The organism is Streptomyces yangpuensis (assembly GCF_001005295.1).
Classification (GTDB): domain Bacteria; phylum Actinomycetota; class Actinomycetes; order Streptomycetales; family Streptomycetaceae; genus Streptomyces; species Streptomyces yangpuensis.
Genome location: NZ_LBMK01000001.1, coordinates 60,916 through 79,789 on the forward strand (window position 1 = coordinate 60,916; position 18,874 = coordinate 79,789).

Annotated in this window: 14 protein-coding genes; 13 read left to right on the forward strand and 1 reads right to left on the reverse strand. The window is 72.0% G+C overall.

The window, feature by feature from the left end; all coding sequences use genetic code 11:
* Positions 1-361: 361 nt before the first annotated feature.
* Together AAT21_RS00245 and AAT21_RS00250 are read left to right on the forward strand one after the other, a co-directional pair.
* Positions 362-1,798, forward strand: coding sequence for an NAD-dependent malic enzyme (locus tag AAT21_RS00245; protein WP_030847449.1), 1,437 nt, complete (start codon positions 362-364; stop codon positions 1,796-1,798).
* A 300-nt stretch (positions 1,799-2,098) separates the two neighbouring features.
* Complete coding sequence (locus AAT21_RS00250) at positions 2,099-2,380, forward strand: HU family DNA-binding protein (RefSeq protein ID WP_007264399.1); 282 nt, start codon at positions 2,099-2,101, stop codon at positions 2,378-2,380.
* 361 nt (positions 2,381-2,741) lie between these two features.
* Here AAT21_RS00250 and murA read toward each other — a convergent pair whose 3' ends face one another.
* Entirely contained in the window at positions 2,742-4,085 is a 1,344-nt protein-coding gene (murA, locus tag AAT21_RS00255; RefSeq protein WP_046774722.1) for a UDP-N-acetylglucosamine 1-carboxyvinyltransferase, read from the reverse strand.
* A 262-nt stretch (positions 4,086-4,347) separates the two neighbouring features.
* Between murA and AAT21_RS00260 the strand changes: the two genes are divergently transcribed.
* From AAT21_RS00260 to AAT21_RS00310, 11 genes are all read left to right on the forward strand, one after another.
* Positions 4,348-4,908 (forward strand): YqgE/AlgH family protein, encoded by a 561-nt coding sequence (locus AAT21_RS00260; protein ID WP_046774723.1) that lies wholly within the window; start codon positions 4,348-4,350, stop codon positions 4,906-4,908.
* A gap of 29 nt (positions 4,909-4,937) precedes the next feature.
* On the forward strand, positions 4,938-5,222 hold the full coding sequence (locus AAT21_RS00265; RefSeq protein WP_030010729.1) for a DUF3039 domain-containing protein: 285 nt from the start codon (positions 4,938-4,940) through the stop codon (positions 5,220-5,222).
* A 165-nt stretch (positions 5,223-5,387) separates the two neighbouring features.
* Positions 5,388-7,076 (forward strand): beta-N-acetylhexosaminidase, encoded by a 1,689-nt coding sequence (locus AAT21_RS00270; protein WP_046774724.1) that lies wholly within the window; start codon positions 5,388-5,390, stop codon positions 7,074-7,076.
* Positions 7,077-7,380: 304 nt separating this feature from the next.
* Positions 7,381-8,298, forward strand: coding sequence for an FAD binding domain-containing protein (locus tag AAT21_RS00275; RefSeq protein WP_079025360.1), 918 nt, complete (start codon positions 7,381-7,383; stop codon positions 8,296-8,298).
* Positions 8,295-10,502, forward strand: a complete 2,208-nt coding sequence (locus tag AAT21_RS36405) for a 2Fe-2S iron-sulfur cluster-binding protein (RefSeq protein ID WP_052757600.1) — start codon at positions 8,295-8,297, stop codon at positions 10,500-10,502. The genes AAT21_RS00275 and AAT21_RS36405 overlap by 4 nt, the downstream gene beginning before the upstream one ends.
* Before the next feature lie 50 nt (positions 10,503-10,552).
* A complete protein-coding gene (locus tag AAT21_RS00285; RefSeq protein WP_046775468.1) occupies positions 10,553-12,844 on the forward strand; it encodes a xanthine dehydrogenase family protein molybdopterin-binding subunit in 2,292 nt (763 codons plus the stop codon).
* A 132-nt stretch (positions 12,845-12,976) separates the two neighbouring features.
* Positions 12,977-13,474, forward strand: a complete 498-nt coding sequence (locus AAT21_RS00290) for a hypothetical protein (protein ID WP_235438632.1) — start codon at positions 12,977-12,979, stop codon at positions 13,472-13,474.
* Positions 13,474-14,925: a WXG100 family type VII secretion target gene (locus AAT21_RS37290; RefSeq protein ID WP_157879605.1), complete on the forward strand. Its 1,452-nt coding sequence runs from the start codon at positions 13,474-13,476 to the stop codon at positions 14,923-14,925. Before AAT21_RS00290 ends, AAT21_RS37290 begins: the two co-directional genes overlap by 1 nt.
* 21 nt (positions 14,926-14,946) lie before the next feature.
* Positions 14,947-16,110, forward strand: a complete 1,164-nt coding sequence (gene mycP / locus AAT21_RS00300) for a type VII secretion-associated serine protease mycosin (RefSeq protein WP_046774727.1) — start codon at positions 14,947-14,949, stop codon at positions 16,108-16,110.
* Between the two features lie 42 nt (positions 16,111-16,152).
* On the forward strand, positions 16,153-16,569 hold the full coding sequence (locus AAT21_RS00305; RefSeq protein ID WP_046774728.1) for a hypothetical protein: 417 nt from the start codon (positions 16,153-16,155) through the stop codon (positions 16,567-16,569).
* Between the two features lie 12 nt (positions 16,570-16,581).
* Positions 16,582-18,867 (forward strand): hypothetical protein, encoded by a 2,286-nt coding sequence (locus AAT21_RS00310; protein WP_046774729.1) that lies wholly within the window; start codon positions 16,582-16,584, stop codon positions 18,865-18,867.
* Positions 18,868-18,874 lie beyond the last annotated feature (7 nt).

The following is an 18,874-nucleotide window of genomic DNA, read 5'->3' on the forward strand; positions in this document are numbered from 1 at the left end:
ATTCGGCGATCCTTTGTTAGCCTGGGTACGGCACCGACTCGATCCAAGCCCCCGGGCCCAACCTTCGTCGCTCAGAGCGACCACTTGCCGCGAGGCGAGCATGGCGGGTCGGTGTCATAGACGTAGGAAGAACCAGGTCCGCGCCCTCCACCTGTGGGGGGCGCGGACCTGTTTTGTGTGACCCCGCCATTCCGAACCCCTCTCATATCTCGTATGGTGGAAGAGTCTTTCCGAATTTTGTAGCTGGTTACCTTGTACCGGCTGGTAGGGGGGACGATCGGACAACAGGTCCTGCCGCACCTGCTGTGGAGCGCGGGCCCTGTGTGTTAAGCGAACCAGGGACAGAAGAGGAAACACGGCCATGGCAACGGCGCCCAGCGTCTCGTATTCGATGACGGTCCGCCTGGAAGTGCCCGCGAGCGGAACCGCGGTCTCCCAGCTCACCACCGCCGTGGAGTCCTCCGGAGGATCGGTCACCGGCCTCGACGTCACCGCCTCGGGCCACGAGAAGCTGCGGATCGACGTCACCATCGCCGCGACCTCCACCGCGCACGCCGACGAGATCGTGGAGAAGCTGCGCGGCATCGAGGGCGTCAGCCTCGGCAAGGTCTCCGACCGTACGTTCCTGATGCACCTCGGCGGCAAGATCGAGATGTCGTCGAAGCACCCCATCCGCAACCGTGACGACCTCTCGATGATCTACACGCCGGGCGTCGCCCGCGTGTGCACCGCCATCGCCGAGAACCCCGAGGACGCCCGCCGCCTGACCATCAAGCGCAACTCCGTCGCAGTCGTGACGGACGGTTCCGCCGTGCTGGGCCTGGGCAACATCGGCCCGATGGCCGCGCTGCCCGTCATGGAGGGCAAGGCGGCCCTCTTCAAGCGCTTCGCCGGCATCGACGCCTGGCCGATCTGCCTCGACACCCAGGATTCCGACGAGATCGTCGCCATCGTCAAGGCCATCGCCCCGGGCTTTGCCGGCATCAACCTGGAGGACATCTCCGCGCCGCGCTGCTTCGAGATCGAGGCCCGGCTGCGCGAGGCCCTCGACATCCCCGTCTTCCACGACGACCAGCACGGCACCGCGATCGTCGTGCTCGCGGCCCTCACCAACGCACTGCGCGTGGTGGGCAAGGCAGTTGAGGACGTCAAGGTCGTCATGTCGGGCGCCGGCGCGGCCGGTACGGCCATCCTGAAGCTGCTTCTCGCGGCGGGTGTGAAGAACGCCGTCAGCGCCGACATCCACGGTGTCGTGCACGCGGGCCGCCCCGACCTCGTCGACGCGGCCGCGGACTCCCCGCTGCGCTGGATCGCCGACAACACCAACCCCGAGGGCTACACGGGCACTCTGAAGGAGGCCGTGGTCGGTGCCGACGTGTTCATCGGCGTCTCGGCCCCGAACGTGCTGTCCGGCGAGGACGTCGCCGCCATGGCGGAGGGTGCCATCGTGTTCGCGCTCGCGAACCCGGACCCCGAGGTCGACCCGGCCGTGGCCCGTCAGACGGCCGCCGTGGTGGCCACCGGCCGTTCCGACTTCCCGAACCAGATCAACAACGTGCTGGTCTTCCCGGGCGTCTTCCGCGGTCTGCTGGACGCGCAGTCCCGCACGGTGAACACCAGCATGATGCTCGCCGCCGCGACCGCGCTGGCCGACGTCGTCGGCGAGGACGAGCTGAACGCGAACTACATCATCCCGTCGGTGTTCAACGACAAGGTCGCCGGCGCGGTGGCGGGCGCCGTCCGCAAGGCCGCCTCGGCCGCGCAGAACGGGCCTGTGACGGGCCTCACGGCTCCCTGATCCCCGGCGCGTCGCGGGATGCGGGCCTGCCGGGCCGCCTCTAGGGTTGCGGGGACGCCGACGAGCTCCGCCGTGCGCATCCCACGGGTGCGGACGGAGCGTCACCGGGGCGTGACTGTGGCGCTTTTCGTGTGACCCCGGCGGGTGCCGGATTGGCTTTACCGCCGCTGGTGGGGGCAGGATGCGTAACCGGGCGAGAGGGTCTGACGTTCAGACCCGGGTCCGGGGACTGTCCTAGGGCCCTGGCAGCATCGGCTTCGATCTCACGCCTCTAAGGCAAGTTGAACACGGGAGTACAACATGAACCGCAGTGAGCTGGTGGCCGCTCTGTCCGAGCGCGCCGAGGTGACCCGCAAGGACGCCGACGCCGTTCTGGCCGCGCTCGCCGAGACCGTCGGCGAGATCGTCGCCAAGGGCGACGAGAAGGTCACCATCCCCGGCTTCCTGACCTTCGAGCGCACCCACCGTGCCGCTCGCACCGCGCGCAACCCGCAGACCGGCGACCCCATCCAGATCCCGGCCGGCTACAGCGTGAAGGTCTCCGCGGGCTCCAAGCTCAAGGAAGCCGCCAAGGGCAAGTAAGTCCTGCCCCGGCGCCGGGGGCCGCGCAGGCCCTCGGGACGTCGAGCACGGCTGAATGCAGCAGCAGTACGCAGAACGGTGAAGGGCGGCCACCCCGGGCGGGGCGGCCGCCCTTTCGCCTCCCCGCGGTCCGTGCGCGCCAGCCTCGGCGTCGCCCTCCGCGGGCCTCCGCGGGCCTCCGCGGGTCCCGGCAGTCCCTGTGAGGCCCCGTCAGAGCCCGCCAGGGCCCGTCAGAGCGCGTTACGGCTCGTCAGGGCCCTCCCCGGTACAGAGAAGCCCCGCCGGCGCATGCGAAAGCCCCCCGGGCCCTTGCGGGACCCCGGGGGGCTTCGGCGTACGCACGGGCGTACGGCGGGACGGGTCAGACGAGCTCGCCGCCCGGCAGTTCGACCTTCGCACCGAGCTCGACGAGCTTCTCCATGAAGTTCTCGTAGCCGCGGTTGATCAGGTCGATGCCGTGGACCCGCGAGGTGCCCTCGGCGGCCAGCGCCGCGATCAGGTACGAGAACCCGCCGCGCAGGTCGGGGATGACCAGGTCGGCGCCCTGCAGCTTGGTCGGGCCGGAGACGACCGCCGAGTGCAGGAAGTTGCGCTGGCCGAAACGGCAGGCCGAGCCGCCCAGGCACTCGCGGTACAGCTGGATGTGAGCACCCATCTGGTTGAGGGCCGAGGTGAAGCCGAGCCGGGACTCGTAGACCGTCTCGTGGACGATCGAGAGGCCGGAGGCCTGCGTCAGGGCCACCACGAGCGGCTGCTGCCAGTCGGTCTGGAAGCCGGGGTGCACGTCCGTCTCCAGCGCGATGGCGTTGAGCGGGCCGCCCGGGTGCCAGAAGCGGATGCCGTCGTCGTCGATCTCGAAGGCGCCGCCGACCTTCCGGTACGTGTTCAGGAAGGTCATCATCGAACGCTGCTGGGCGCCGCGCACGTAGATGTTGCCGCCGGTGGCGAGCGCCGCGGAAGCCCAGGAGGCGGCCTCCAGGCGGTCCGGGAGGGCCTTGTGGTTGTAGCCGCCGAGCCGCTCCACACCGGTGATCCGGATGGTGCGGTCGGTGTCCATGGAGATGATGGCGCCCATCTTCTGCAGCACGCAGATGAGGTCCTCGATCTCCGGCTCGACGGCGGCGTTGCTGAGCTCGGTGACGCCCTCGGCCAGGACGGCCGTGAGCAGCACCTGCTCGGTCGAGCCGACGGACGGGTAGGGCAGGCGGATCTTGCAGCCGCGCAGCCGCTGCGGAGCCTCCAGGTACTGGCCGCCCTCGCGCTTCTCGATGGTCGCGCCGAACTGGCGGAGCACGTCGAAGTGGAAGTCGATCGGCCGGCCGCCGATGTCGCAGCCGCCGAGGCCCGGGATGAAGGCGTGGCCGAGACGGTGCAGCAGGGGGCCGCAGAAGAGGATCGGGATGCGCGAAGAGCCCGCGTGGGCGTCGATGTCCGCGACGTTCGCGCTCTCGACGTGGGTGGGGTCGAGCACGAGCTCGCCCGGCTCCTCGCCGGGACGCACCGTCACCCCGTGCAGCTGGAGCAGCCCGCGCACGACACGCACGTCACGGATGTCGGGAACGTTGCGCAGCCTGCTGGGTCCGCTGCCGAGCAGAGCGGCGACCATGGCCTTGGGCACGAGGTTCTTCGCACCGCGGACACGGATCTCGCCCTCGAGCGGGGTACCGCCGTGGACAAGCAGTACATCGTCACTGATGCCGGTCATGAATCTCGCGTTCCGGAGAGGGTGGGCAGGGGGCCAGGGAAAAGGGTAAGGGCCATCACCCCCTTGTTCGTAAGGCCGACGTGGCCGTAGGACTGTCATGAATTCGGCACAACACCCTCCGTATCCACCGCATGGCGGAGTGTTGCGTTCCGCCCGGTTCGTCCGTGCGCGCTCCTCGCTGCCGCCGTGCGCCCTGAGCTGCACGCGATCCGATCCGTCCGCCCGCTCCCCGCGAAGGGCGGTTGTGCGGGATCATGGCGGCATGACCGAGGTGTCCTCCCTCACAGGGCGGCTGCTCGTGGCCACCCCCGCCCTCGCGGATCCGAACTTCGACCGCGCGGTGGTGCTGCTGCTCGACCACGACGAGCAGGGCTCCCTCGGCGTGGTCCTCAACCGGCCGACCCCGGTGGGCGTCGGCGATGTCCTGCTGGCCTGGGCGCCGCTGGCCGGGGCCCCCGGCGTGGTGTTCCAGGGCGGGCCGGTGGCGCTGGACTCGGCCCTGGGGCTCGCCGTCATCCCGGGCGAGGAGGGGCCGCTCGGCTGGCGCCGGGTGCACGGCGCGATCGGGCTGGTCGACCTGGAGACGCCGCCGGAGCTGCTGGCCCCGGCGCTGGGCGGCCTGCGCATCTTCGCCGGTTACTCCGGCTGGGGGCCGGGCCAGCTGGAGCAGGAGGTGGGCGAGGGCGCCTGGTACGTGGTGGAGTCGGAGCCCGGGGACGTGTCCTCCCCGGATCCGGAGCGGCTGTGGCGGTCGGTGCTGCGCCGCCAGCGCAGCGAACTCGCGATGGTCGCCACCTATCCGGACGACCCGTCGCTCAACTGACGGGCGCGGGGTTAAGTACCCTGGGTTCCATGAGCACTCTTGAGCCCGAGCGCGGGACTGGCACGGGGACCCTCGTAGAGCCGACGCCGCAGGTGTCGCACGGTGACGGCGACCACGAGCGCTTCGCCCACTACGTCCAGAAGGACAAGATCATGGCGAGCGCGCTCGACGGGACCCCCGTCGTCGCGCTCTGCGGCAAGGTCTGGGTACCGGGCCGGGACCCGAAGAAGTACCCGGTCTGCCCCATGTGCAAGGAGATCTACGAGTCCATGGGCCCCGGCGGGGACAAGGACAAGGGCGGCAAGGACAAGTAGTCCGAGCCCGCTCACCCCTGCCTTGCGCGGGACCGGGCCCCCGGCGCACCACCGTGCGTCCGGGGGCCTTTGCCGTGCCTGCGGGGCGCGTTAGGGTCGGCGCGACGGGCACCCGGCGGAACGTGTGTTGCGCAGGGCGCAACCGGCTGCGTGAAGGGCTGACGCATGGACCTGATCCGCACGGGCCTGATCCCCGCACCCCGGGCCGTACTGCTCGACGAGGACGGGCGCCGCTTCGCGTTCGGCCCCGAGCCCGCCCTCGACGCCGGGCCCGGCACCGGACCCGTCGCCCGCTGGATGCGGCGGGAGCTGGGGGCGGCCACCGGCTGGACACTGCCCGCCGCAGGGACCGGGACCGGGACCGGGGTCGGACCCGGAGTCGGCTCCGGCGCGGTCGCGGAGCTGCGGCTGCGGCTCGACCCGGACGCCGCGGGGGAACGCGGGCCGGAGTCGTACCGCATCGACATCGGCGAGGACGGGGCGGAGCTGACGGGAGCGACGACGGCCGGACTCTTCTGGGCCGCCCAGACCCTGCGCCAGCTGCTCGGCCCCGACGCGTACCGCAAGGCGCCGCTGCCCGGCCGCACCTGGAGCCTGCCCTACGCCGCCGTCGCGGACGGCCCCCGCTTCGGCTGGCGCGGGATGATGCTCGACGTCGCCCGGCACTTCATGCCCAAGGACGGCGTGCTGCGCTACATCGACCTGCTCGCCGCCCACAAGCTCAACGTGCTCCACCTGCACCTGACCGACGACCAGGGCTGGCGGATCGAGATCCGGCGCCACCCGAGGCTGACCGGCGTCGGCGGCTGGCGGGCGCGCAGCCGCCACGGCCACCGCGCCTCGCCGCTGTGGGACGAGACCCCGCACGGCGGCTTCTACACCCAGGACGACATCCGCGAGATCGTCGCGTACGCCGCCGAGCGGCACGTCCGGGTGGTCCCGGAGATCGACCTGCCGGGGCACTCGCAGGCCGCGATCGCCGCGTACCCGGAGCTGGGCAACACCGACGTGGTCGACACGGCGGCCCTCGGCGTCTGGGACGACTGGGGGATCTGCGAGAACGTCCTCGCCCCGACCGACGCCGTGCTGCGCTTCTACGAGGGTGTCTTCGAGGAGCTGCTGGAGCTGTTCCCGGCGGAGGTCTCGCCCTTCGTGCACGTGGGCGGCGACGAGTGCCCCAAGACGCAGTGGAAGGCCTCCCCGGCCGCGCAGCAGCGGATCCGGGAGCTGGGCGTGGACGGCGAGGACGGGCTGCAGTCCTGGTTCATCCGGCACTTCGACGGCTGGCTCGCCGAGCGCGGGCGGCGCCTGATCGGGTGGGACGAGATCCTGGAGGGCGGTCTCGCCCCGGGTGCGGCCGTGTCCTCGTGGCGCGGCCGCGCGGGCGGGATCGCCGCCGCCGAGGCCGGCCACGACGTGGTGATGTGCCCCGAGCAGCAGGTGTACCTGGACCACCGTCAGGCGGACGGCCCGGACGAGCCGATGCCCATCGGGTACGTGCGCTCGCTGGAGGACGTCTACCGCTTCGAGCCGGTGCCGCCGAAGCTGTCGCCGGAGGCGGTGGCCCATGTGCTGGGCGCGCAGGCCAACTTGTGGACCGAGGTCACGCAGGACCGGGGCCGGGTCGACTACCAGGTGTTCCCGCGGCTGGCGGCCTTCGCGGAGGTGGTGTGGTCGTGGCAGCCGGAGCCCGAGGAGCGCGACTTCGCGTGGTTCGAGGCCCGGATGGCCGCGCACTACCCGCGGTTGGACGCTCTGGGCGTCGACTACCGCCCGCCCGGCGGTCCGTTGCCCCGGCAGCGTCGGCCGGGGGTGCTCGGCCGCCCCATCGAGGGCGCGCCCCCGAACGTGTGACACGGGGGCACGGGGGCCGGCCCGCGGCCGCCCTGAACGGAAAGGGAACGAGTCCGGAACTCTCGCTGGTTTTCCCGCCATACAGGGAAAACCGGGCAATACGGGAGGAGGGTCGTCGAAGGCGGTGTCACGGGGCCCTCCACCCCGTACGGGACACCGTGCGCGGCCGCGGCGGTACGGGGAGACCCTCGCGCCGGGCGGCCCGGAAGATGTGCCAGAGTTGCCACGTCCCGGCGGGGAGCACGTACCGTACGGCGGACAGGCGTGAGCGCCAGGACCGGGACATCGGGAAGGGGCAGCTGGGTTGACCACGCACGCACCGCACGCACCGCACGCACCTGATTCACCTCAGGGGGCTCAGGGGCAGCAGGCGGCGCAGTCCGTGACGCTGCCGGCCTCGCTCGACGAGGCCGTCGCGGCGCTCACCGCCATGCCCGCCGCCGTTCCCGTCGCGGGCGGCACCGACCTCATGGCCGCGGTCAACGCCGGGCAGCTGCGGCCCGCTGCGCTGGTCGGCCTGGGCCGGATCAACGAGATCCGCGGCTGGCAGTACCAGGACGGTCACGCGCTGCTCGGTGCGGGCCTCACGCATGCCCGGATGGGGCGGCCGGACTTCGCCGCGCTCATCCCCGCGCTCGCGGCCGCCGCGCGCGCCGCCGGGCCCCCGCAGATCCGCAACGCCGGGACCCTCGGCGGGAACATCGCCACCGCCGCGCCCACCGGGGACGCGCTGCCCGTGCTGGCCGCGCTGGAGGCCGTACTCGTCATCATCGGCCCGGGCGGGCAGCGCGAGATCCCGGTCTCGCACCTGCTGGCAGGGCGGGAGATGCTGCGGCCCGGTGAGCTCATCGGCTTCGTACGGGTGCCGCTGCTGCACGCCCCGCAGGTGTTCCTCAAGGCCACCGGGCGCACGGGACCCGGGCGCGCGGTGGCGTCCGTGGGGCTCGTGCTGGACCCGGCGCGCCGGGGCGTGCGCTGCGCCATCGGCGCGGTGGCCCCGATGCCGCTGCGCCCGCTGGAGGCCGAGCAGTGGGTGGCCTCGCTGATCGACTGGGACGGCGGGCGGAGCCTGGCCCCCGAGGCGCTGGAGGCCTTCGGCGAGTACGTCGCGGCCGCCTGCGTCCCCGACCAGGGGGAACCGGTGGCTCCCGGCGTACTGCACCTGCGGCGGACGGTGGCCGTACTGGCACGGAGGGCCCTCGGAAGGGCGCTGAGCTCATGAGCGGGAACGAGAACGAGAACGTGACCCAGGGGAACGGCACGGCGGGCTGGGGCTGGGAACCGGTCCCGCAGGGCGGCGAGTACGACTCGGACGCCACGGCCTTCGTGAAACTGCCGCAGGACATGCTGGACGCGCTCGGCACGGGCGAGCCGCTCGCGGCGCCCGGGCACGGCTACGTGCCGCCGCCGATGATCGTGCCGCTGGGCTCGGCCAGTACGGACCCGGCGGCCACGGGCACGTGGACGCTCCCGGCGCAGTGGCCGGAGGCGGGCGGCGGCGCCGACCCGTCGGGGCCGGGTTCAGGGTCCGTGGGCGGTACCGGGGCCGGGTCCGTGGGCGGGCCGATCCCGGCGTCGATCCCCATCCCGGAGTCGGTGGCCGCCGCGTTCGCCGAGGCGCAGCCGGAGCCGGAGCCTGCGCGCGATCCCGGTGCGACGGCGGAGTGGCGCTTCCCCGAGGCCGTGCACGAGCCCGAGGAGGCGCCGTCGACGACCGGCCAGTGGGCCGTGCCCGACTTCGCGCAGCAGCAGGGCGACTTCCACACGGGCACCGGCCTGGACGCGGACTGGAGCCAGGCCCCGGCGACCCTGCCCGGTGGCGCCCCGGCCCCGTGGGCGTACCTGACGCAGCAGCCCGCCGCCGACCCGGACCCCGGCCAGGGCCCTGGCCAGGACGGGGGCGTTCTGCCGGGCACGGACGAGGCCGCCGCCGCTTCGGCCGCCGCCGCCACCGCCACAGCGCACGCCGCCGGACGCCTGCTCGGCGGACCCGGTGTCGGCGCCGCGAGCCGCGGGCCGCGGGTGCTGGGCGGCCCCGGCGTGGGCACCGCGCTCCAGGAGGCCGAGCCCGCACACCACCAGGCACCGCACGACATCGAGGCCGCGCACGGCCCGGCGGCGACCGCGCTCGCGGGGGAGCGGTCGCACCCGGGGGCCGCGGCGCACGAACCGGCCGCGGAGGCCGCGCAGCCGGCGGAGCCGGAGCACCCGGCGCAGCCCGCGTACGCCGACCACGCGGACCATGCCGACCACGCGGACCGTGCCGGACACGGGGCCGACGCCGCTCACTCCGAGCACGGCGATTACTCCGAACACGGCGCGCACCCCGACGACTTCGGGCGCACCGGGCATACCGGGCGTACCGGGCACGCGAGTCACGTGGGCCACACGGGTCACACCGGGCAGGCAGGTCATACCGGTCACTCCGACCATGCGGAGCATTCCGCGCACCCCGCGCACCCCGCGGACACGGACGGGCACGGCTTCGCGCTCCTCGACCGGACCCCCGAGGCGGAGTCCACCCCGGCGGACGGCCACGGCTTCGCGGAACCGGGTGCCGCGCCCGCACCGGACCGGGCCGGCACCGACGGGCAGGCGCCCGCCGAGACCGCCCCGTCCCCCGCCGAGACCCCGGCCGGGTCCACGCCGACCGGGGACACCGCCGACAGCGCGGCGGAGCTCCCGGCCGAGGGCACCGGGGAAGGGATCCCGGCGGAGGTGCCGGCGTACGAAGACGGGCACCGTCCCGCGGCCGACGTCCACCACGAGCACCCCCACGCCTCCTACGTCCTGCGCGTCAACGGCGCCGACCGCCCCGTCACCGGGGCCTGGATCGGGGAGTCGCTCCTCTACGTGCTGCGCGAGCGCCTCGGCCTCGCCGGCGCCAAGGACGGCTGCTCGCAGGGCGAGTGCGGCGCCTGCGCCGTACAGGTCGACGGCCGGCTCGTCGCCTCCTGCCTGGTCCCGGCGGCCACGGCCGCCGGCAGCGAGGTCCGCACCGTCGAGGGCCTCGCGACGGGCGGGGAACTCTCCGACGTCCAGCGCGCGTTGTGCAGGTCGGGCGCGGTGCAGTGCGGGTTCTGCGTCCCCGGCATGGCCATGACCATCCACGACCTGCTGGAGGGCAACCACGCCCCCAGCGAGCTGGAGACCCGTCAGGCGCTGTGCGGCAACCTCTGCCGGTGCTCCGGCTACGCGGGGGTCGTCGAGGCCGTCCGCGAGGTCGTGGCCGAGCGGGAGGCGACGGCCTCCGCGGAGGCGGCACAGCTCCAGACACAGGGGCACGGCCACGGACACGGACACGACCACGGGCAGGACTACGGGCACGGGCACGTTCAGGCGCAGGGCGAAGCGGCGTCGGAGCCGCGCATCCCGCACCAGGCAGCGCCCGGCGAGGGCGGCATCCACCACGGAGGCACGGCGTGAGCGGGCAGGACGCGGCGACCGCGACGACGGTGAACACCACGGTGACGGCCATGGCCGCAGCACCGGGGCCCGAGACCGCCGAGCAGCAGGTACCGCGCGGCATCGGCGCCTCCGTCGAGGCCACCGACACCCGCGCCAAGACCGAGGGCACCTTCCCCTACGCCGCCGACCTGTGGGCCGAGGGCCTGCTGTGGGCCGCCGTGCTGCGCTCCCCGCACGCCCACGCCCGGATCCTCTCCATCGACACCACGGCCGCCGCGGAGATGCCCGGCGTACGTGCCGTCGTCACCCACGCCGACGTACCCGGCGCCACCACGCACGGCCGCCGGATCGCGGACCGGCCGGTGTTCGCGCACGACGTCGTACGCCACCACGGCGAGCCCATCGCCGCCGTCGCCGCCGACCACCCCGACACGGCCCGGCTCGCCGCGGCCGCGATCGCCGTCGAGTACGAGCTCCTCGACCCGGTCACCGACCCCGAGCAGGCCTTCGGCGCCCCTGCCCTGCACCCCGACGGCAACCTGATCCGGCACATCCCGCTGCGCTACGGCGACCCGGAGGCCACCGGCGAGGTCGTGGTCGAGGGCCTGTACCGGATCGGCCGCCAGGACCCGGCCCCCATCGGCGCCGAGGCCGGGCTGGCCGTGCCCCGTCCCGACGGCGGCGTCGACCTCTACACCGCCTCCACCGACCCGCACACCGACCGCGACCTGGCCGCCGCCTGCTTCGGCCTGGAACCGGACCGGGTGCGCGTTGTCGTCACCGGCGTGCCGGGCGCCACGGCCGACCGCGAGGACGCCGCCTTCCAGCTCCCGCTCGGCCTGCTCGCCCTGCGCACGGGCTGCCCGGTGAAGCTGGCCGCCACCCGCGAGGAGTCCTTCCTCGGCCACACCCACCGCCACCCGACCCTGCTGCGCTACCGCCACCACGCGGACGCCGAGGGCCGCCTGGTCAAGGTCGAGGCGCAGATCCTGATGGACGCGGGCGCGTACGCCGACGCCTCCGCCGAATCCCTGGCGGCGGCGGTGGCCTTCGCCTGCGGCCCGTACGTCGTCCCGCACGCCTTCGTCGAGGGCTGGGTGGTACGCACCAACAACCCGCCGTCGGGCCACGTCCGCGGCGAGGGCGCGATGCAGGTGTGCGCCGCGTACGAGGGCCAGATGGACAAGATCGCGGCCGCCCTCGGCATCGACGGCGCGGAACTGCGCATGCGCAACGTCCTGGCCACGGGGGACCTCCTCCCGACCGGCCAGACGGTCACCTGCCCGGCCCCGGTCGCCGAACTCCTGCGCTCGGTCCGCGACTACGAGCTGCCCGCCCTCCCGAAGGACGCCCCCGAGGACGAGTGGCTGCTGCCCGGCGGCCCGGAGGGCGCGGGCGAGCCCGGCGCGGTGCGGCGCGGCGTCGGCTACGGCGTCGGCATGGTGCACATGCTCGGCGCGGAGGGGACCGACGAGGTCTCCACCGCCACCGTGAAGGTGGTGGGCGGCGTGGCCACCGTCATCTGCGCGGCGGTCGACACCGGCCAGGGCTTCGGCACCCTGGCCCGCCAGATCGTCCAGGAGGTGCTGGGCGTCGACGAGGTGACGGTGGCCCCGGTGGACACCGACCAGCCCCCGGCCGGCCCGGCGGCGCACGGCCGCCACACGTGGGTGTCGGGCGGCGCGGTGGAGCGGGCCGCCAAGATGGTCCGCACCCAGCTGCTGCAGCCGATGGCGCACAAGCTGGGCATGTCGACGGAACTCCTGCAGATCCAGGACGGCCGCATCACGTCGTACGACGGCGCGTTCTCGATGTCGGTCGCGGAGGCCATGGCGGGCAAGGAACTCTGGGCGACCGCCCAGTGCCGCCCCCACCCGACGGAACCGCTGGACGCGGACGGCCAGGGCGACGCGTTCGTGGGCCTCGCCTTCTGCGCGATCCGCGCGGTGGTGGACGTGGACATCGAACTGGGCTCCGTACGGGTGGTGGAGCTCGCGGTGGCCCAGGACGTGGGCCGGATCCTGAACCCCCGTCGACTGGAGGCCCGTATCGAAGCGGGCGTCACCCAGGGCGTGGGCGCGGCCCTGACGGAGAACCTCCGCACGGTCGCCGGCCTGGTCCGCCACCCCGACCTGACGGGCTACGCCCTGCCGACCGCGCTGGACGCGCCGACGATCCGCATCGTCAAACTGGTCGAGGAGCGCGACGTGGTGGCCCCGTTCGGCGCGAAGGCGGCGAGCGCGGTCCCGGTGGTGACGACCCCGGCGGCGATCGCCTCGGCGGTCCGCGCGGCGACGGGCCGCCCGGTCAACAGGCTCCCGATCCGACCGTCGGCGGCGGTGGCGTCACCCAACTCGTGAGCGTGTGAGTCGCATTGCACGTGCAACCCCGGACTTGGGGCTGTCGGTGCCGGTCGCTAGAGTGATCGACGAGAGTGTGCGCGCACACGTGCGAACGGGTGCGAACGGGGACGGGGAGTCGGGGAGGCCATCGTGGCAGAGGACACAGTCGGGGTTCTGGCGCTAGACCTGTCGGGGGACATGGCGGCGTCGATCAGGGCCCAGGCGGACGCACAGGCGAAGGCGGCAGCCCTTCAGGTCCAGTACGAGGACCTGAAGGGCTACAAGAGCCTGGTGGACGGTCTCCTGACGAAGCTTCAGGAATCCCCGGCGCACCACAACAAACTTGCGGACGGCGCGCTGCCGACGGGTGCCTTGGGGCAGGGCTTTCCCGAGGCGGAAAAGCTGTACGGGGCGTACAAGACCGTCCACTCGGAGCTGCAGACGCTGTCGAAGGGTCTGGCGGAGCTGATCGAGGCCCTGGGCATCGCGGTCCTGTCCGCAGGCGGCGGCTACGCCGAGGTGGACGAGGAGCAGAAGCGGCGCATGGTCGTCATCGCCAAGCAGGCCGAAGACGAGTACGGCCGGGATCGTGGCCCCGACGCGGAGAAGAAGAGCGACAGCCCGAAGCCGAAGGGTGGTGTCATCTGATGACGGACTTCGAGGGATACACGCACGCACAGCTGCACGCGATGATCGAGTCGCTCGACCCGACGAAGGTCGCGGCGCTGGGCACGAAGCTCACCGAGGCCGCCACGACGATCGAGCAGATCGGCACCAAGCTCAAGGACCACAAGGTCAAGGGCTGGGAGGGCGAAGCTGCCACGGCGTTCCAGGACTGGGTGAGCCGCGCGGGCAGCGCCACGCTGGAACTGGCCAAATACAGCAAGGTCGGCGGCAAGTACATGGCCGAAGCGGCGCAGGTCATGCGCGAGGTCAAGCCGTCCAAGGACGGCGCGGGGAACTTCCCCCCGTACGACGCTGCTGCGGACGCGAAGCTCAGGGAGAACCTCGCGATTTCCCGCGAGTACCACAACGACCCGGATGCGGTGCAGCTCGGCCAGGAGGCATGGTCGAAGCTGAGCGGCGACCACGCGCGAGCCGTGGACGCGATGAACAAGCTGGCCGGGGCGTACGACCAGTCCGCAGTGCAGATGGGCAACGCGGAAGCCCCGAGGCTTCCGCCGCCGCCGCAGGTTCTCGTACCGCAGGGCATTGCCGGCGACACCGATGTGGCGCGCTCTGGCGGTAGCTCTGGCTCGGCCGGCTACTCCACCCCTTACGGCTCCACGTCGGCATCGGCTAGTAGTGGTTCTACGTACGACCCGGGCCAGCTGCCCGGGCGCCAGCCCCAGCCGGACAACACGGTTCCGTCAGCGTCGATGCCGGATCGTGACGTAGACGTGAACCTCGATACTGTCGGTACGCTTCCGCCCCCGACCACGCCGCCGGTGACGATCACGCCCGGTCTCCCACCGTCCACGGGTCCTGTCGGACCCACCCCAGGCCCCTTTGTTCCGCCTGTCACCGTCCCGCCCGTAGGCGGGCTCAAGGGACCTGGCCCCTTCGGTACCGGTCCTGGAATTGGTCCCTATCCGGGATTGGGTGGTCCTGGCGTCCCTCCCGGCGGCAAGGTCATCGGGACGCCTGGGATGCCCCCGCGCGATGCTGGCATCACGGGGGGACGTACGGTGACGTCCACTGGACCTAGTTCGGGCATCCCGCGCGGCACCGTCATCGGCGAGGGCACCCACGCCGGTCGCCCCATGGGTGGCGGGATGGGCCATGGCGCCGGCGGCCATTACGGCGGCACCCAGGCAGGACTCCCGGCAGGTCGCCGACTGGCGTCGGAGCCCGGTGGCGTCATGGGTGGACGTCAGGCCGGTGCGGTCGGTCGTCCGATCGCGGCGGGTCAGCCGTTTACCCAGGGTGGATCCGGTCTCGTCCGCAATGGTGCCGGTCCTGTGGGTCACGCTGGCGCAGGCGCACAGACTCCGGGCAGGCGTCGGGACAACCAGGGAAGCGAGCGTCCCGATTACCTGACCGAGGACGAAGAGACCTGGCAGGGCAACCGTCGTGTTGCCCCGCCCGTGATCGACTGAGCAGAACGGACGTTGTACGGGATGCACATGCGTAAGGCGACCGCGGCCCTGGTGGGTCTCCTGCTGGCCGGGGTCGCCGCGACCCCGGCCCACGCGGAGACCATCCGATCGCAGCAGTGGCATCTCGACGCCATGAAGGCCGACGAGATCTGGAAGATCAGCAAGGGCAAGGGTGTCACCGTCGCGGTTATTGATTCTGGCGTCAACCAGATCCCGGAACTTGCAGGGCAAGTGGTGCCTGGTAAGGACTTTGAACCGGACAGCGTCGAGGGCGATGAACGGACCGACATTAGTAGTCACGGCACCACCATGGCTGCAGTCATTGCAGGCAGCGGGCAACATCCAAGTGGTGATGGCTCCTTCGGGCTCGCGCCCGGCGTAAAGATCCTTCCGATCCGTGTACCACACGAGACCAACCGAGCGACCCCGTCGTGGGTCGCGGCCATCAGGTACGCGGCAGATTCGGACGCCAAGATCATCAACGTGTCTCTGGCCATGGACGGTACCGCCGACGATGACGGACCGCGCAGAGAAGCGGTGGAGTATGCGCTCTCCAAGGGGAAGCTCGTTTTCGCTGGTACGGGGAACTACGGCAATAGAGAGCTCTCCTATCCTGCTGCAACTCCTGGAGTAGTTGGCGTCGGAGCGGTTGGCCCTAATGGCGAGCCGACCAAGGAGTCGCAGTACGGTCCGCAGGTGGATATGGCTGCACCTGGCATCGACATCGTCACGGCCTGCGCAGGCAAGACGGGTCTCTGCAAGTCCTCTGGCACCAGTGACGCCACTGCCCTGGCCTCCGCCTCTGCCGCCCTGCTCTGGTCCGCGCACCCTGAGTGGACCAATAACCAGGTGCTGCGCGTTCTGCTGAACACCGCGGGGAAGCCCGTCGACGGGTCGCAGCGCAATGACTACGTCGGCTACGGCGTGGTCCGGCCCCGGATCGCGTTGCAGACGCCCGGCGATCCCGGGCCGGCCGATGTGTACCCGCTGCCCGATCTGGCCGCGGCGGCCAGTGGCGGAAAGCCTTCCGCGTCCGCCCCCACCGACGCCGCGCCGTCCTCGCCCGCCCCCCAGGCCGAGCAGAAGAAGGAGGGCAACTCCCTGCTCTGGGTCGGGCTGGGACTCGGGGCGTGTGTGCTCATCGGCGGGGCCGTGACCGCGGTGGTCGTACGCCGCAACCGTTGACCCACACCTGATCCCACCGGTCCCAACTCGGAGGTTCGCGCGATGTCGTTCGACGAGGAATGGTTAGCGGCTCGCGCCGTAGCCGACTCCAACGCCGCCATGCGGCTCAACCAGGCCCCCGCCCCCGGAGGCGGCGCCCCTGACCTCGCGCTCAACCAGGACCAGATCGGAGCGATCGGCTCCGAGGCGTACAAGCTGCACACCCGCCTCCAGACCGACGGCAAGCACGCCGCCTCCGCGTCCGGCGAGGCTGCTGCGGCCCTGACCCGGGAGGGGTTCGCCAGCGGGGCCGCCCTCGCCAAGGCCAACACCCTCTGGGAGGGCCAGGTGAAGACCCTCGTGGCCGCCTGCGCCACCATCTCCAACGGCCTGAACTACTCGCTCTCCTCCCACGCCAAGGACGAGCAGCAGCTCCACGCCGACTTCACGGCGTCCGCGATCGACAAGTACCTCACGTAGGGGCGGCGGGGCATGCTGACGTACGAGAACGTGATGAACGCGCCCCTGGACAAGCTCCGGACCGCGGTCACCGACTGGACGGCCATGGCCGGCAAGCTGGACGAGATGGCCGAGGCCGCCCGCACCGGCATGAAGGCGAAGTCCGACAAGGCCGACTGGAACGGCGTCACCGCCGGAGTGGCACGCGGGTTCGTCGACAAGACGGCCAAGGAGTTCGAGGACGCCGCCAAGGCGGCCAAGGGGATGCACCAGGTCCTCGCCGACGCGCACGCCACCTTCAAGGCCGCCCAGGACGAACTGAAGAGGCTCGCCGCGGAGGCCTCGGCGGCCGGCTTCCGGATCGACGACAGCGGGCGGGTCAGCGCCATCCCGCTGCCCACCGAGGCCGAGCGGAACGCGGCCCGCCATGACCCCGACTACCAGCAGACCCTCAACGCGCATCGCAACGCCTGGCAGTCCCAGGTCAACCGGGCCGTCGAGAACGCCCAGGACGCCGACGAATCCCTCGTCCGCGTACTCCAGGCCAACGCAGCCGACGAACACGACTTCAGCGGACCGAAGTTCACCACCCTCGACGGCGAACAGGCCTCCCGCGCAGCCGACCTGATGAAGAAGGTAACCGGCGCGGGCGGCACGGCCCGCAACGTCGAGGCGCTGCGCGAGCTGGAGGAACTGCTCGACGACAACCGCGACGACCCCGAGTTCTCGACGGGCCTGTTCCGGACCATCGGTGCCGAAGGCACCCTGCAGATGTACTCCGCGATGTCCCTGGACGCGACCAGCCTGGGCGCCGCCGGCAAGGACCGGGCGCTCATGGTCTCGAACATCCAGGGCGACCTGGGCGCGATGCTCGGCCTCGCCACCCACAAGGACGTACCCAACCACCTCGACGCGGCCTGGACGACCCAGCTGATGAAGGCCGGGCGCAAGGAGATGGACGTCTTCGGCGGCGTCCGGCAGATCTACGGCTACCAGGCCCTCGGTGCGCTGCTGCGCGAGGGGAAGTACGACACGGAGTTCCTGACCGCGGTCGGCCGCGACATGATCGCCATGGACCGCAAGGACCCGCAGGCCTGGGAGTTCCACACGCCGATCGGCCTGGAGACCGTACTCAACCAGGGGCCGGAGGGCGGCCGCGGCTTCTACCCCCTGACGGGGCTGATGGAGGCTCTGGGCAACAACCCGGACGCGGCGACGGCCTTCTTCAACGAGCCGGTCCGCGAGGACAGCAACAAGGACGGCATCGTCACGAAGGACGACAAGCCGGTCGGCGGCCAGCACGGCAAGGACCGGGGCATGGTCGACTACATGCTCGACAAGCCGCCGTACATGGACGGCTTCGACATCACCCGCAGCGCGGACCTGCACCCGGCCCAGCAGGCCCTCGGGGACGCCCTGATGGCGGCCGTCTCCCACCGCAGCCCCGGTGATGAGGACGCACCGCCCGTCGCGCACACCAAGGACATGGCGGCGGTCATGGAACGGATCGTCGAGAAGATCGGCGACAAGCCGGAACTGGTCGACGCGAAGCCGGGGGACCCGGAGGGCCCGCTGAACGGCCTGTCCGGGCACTTCGGGCAGATGGCCGCGGAGTACATGCCGGACATCCAGGCAGCGGCGGACAACAACAGCCGCACGATCAAGGCCAACGGTGTGATGGCCGAGTTCGACAAGGCCGGGATGGCCAGGTTCATCGGAGCGGTGGGTCAGGACCCGGACGCCTATGGCGCCATGACCACGGCGCAGCGGACCTTCACCACCGCGCTGGTCAACGACGTGTTCGCCCATCGCGGCGAGTACGACGATGTCGACGCGGCGATCAGGGTCGCCGTGCATCCGGGCGGAGAGATCGCCGGGATGCTGGCCCAGGCCCGGGCCGAGGGCACGTTCGGCGCGAATGCGCACGAGGCGGAGGAGTACGTCAAGGGCGTCGAGGAGAACGCCAAGTGGGTCAACCGGGTGATCAGCGCGGCGGGCGGAAAGTACCTCGAACTGGTGCCCCTCGCGGGGGACGTCGTCAGCGCACTGCAGGAGGACATCGCCGCGAGCGTGGTCGAGGGCGCGAAGGAGGACGTCGCCAAGAAGCTCGAAGGCAGCAACCAGCAGGTGGGGACGGACTTCACGCGGTCGCAGACGGCCGCCTCGACCGCTGCCGCCGATTCGGTGCGCATCGCGGCGCGGGGGTCGGGGCTCTCCGAACGTACGGTCAACTCCTATGCAGGTGAGGCATCCACCGAGACGGCGAACGCGCACTCGGTCGGCCGCAGCCTCGTGGCGACCATGAACGGCGGATCCTGATGCCCGG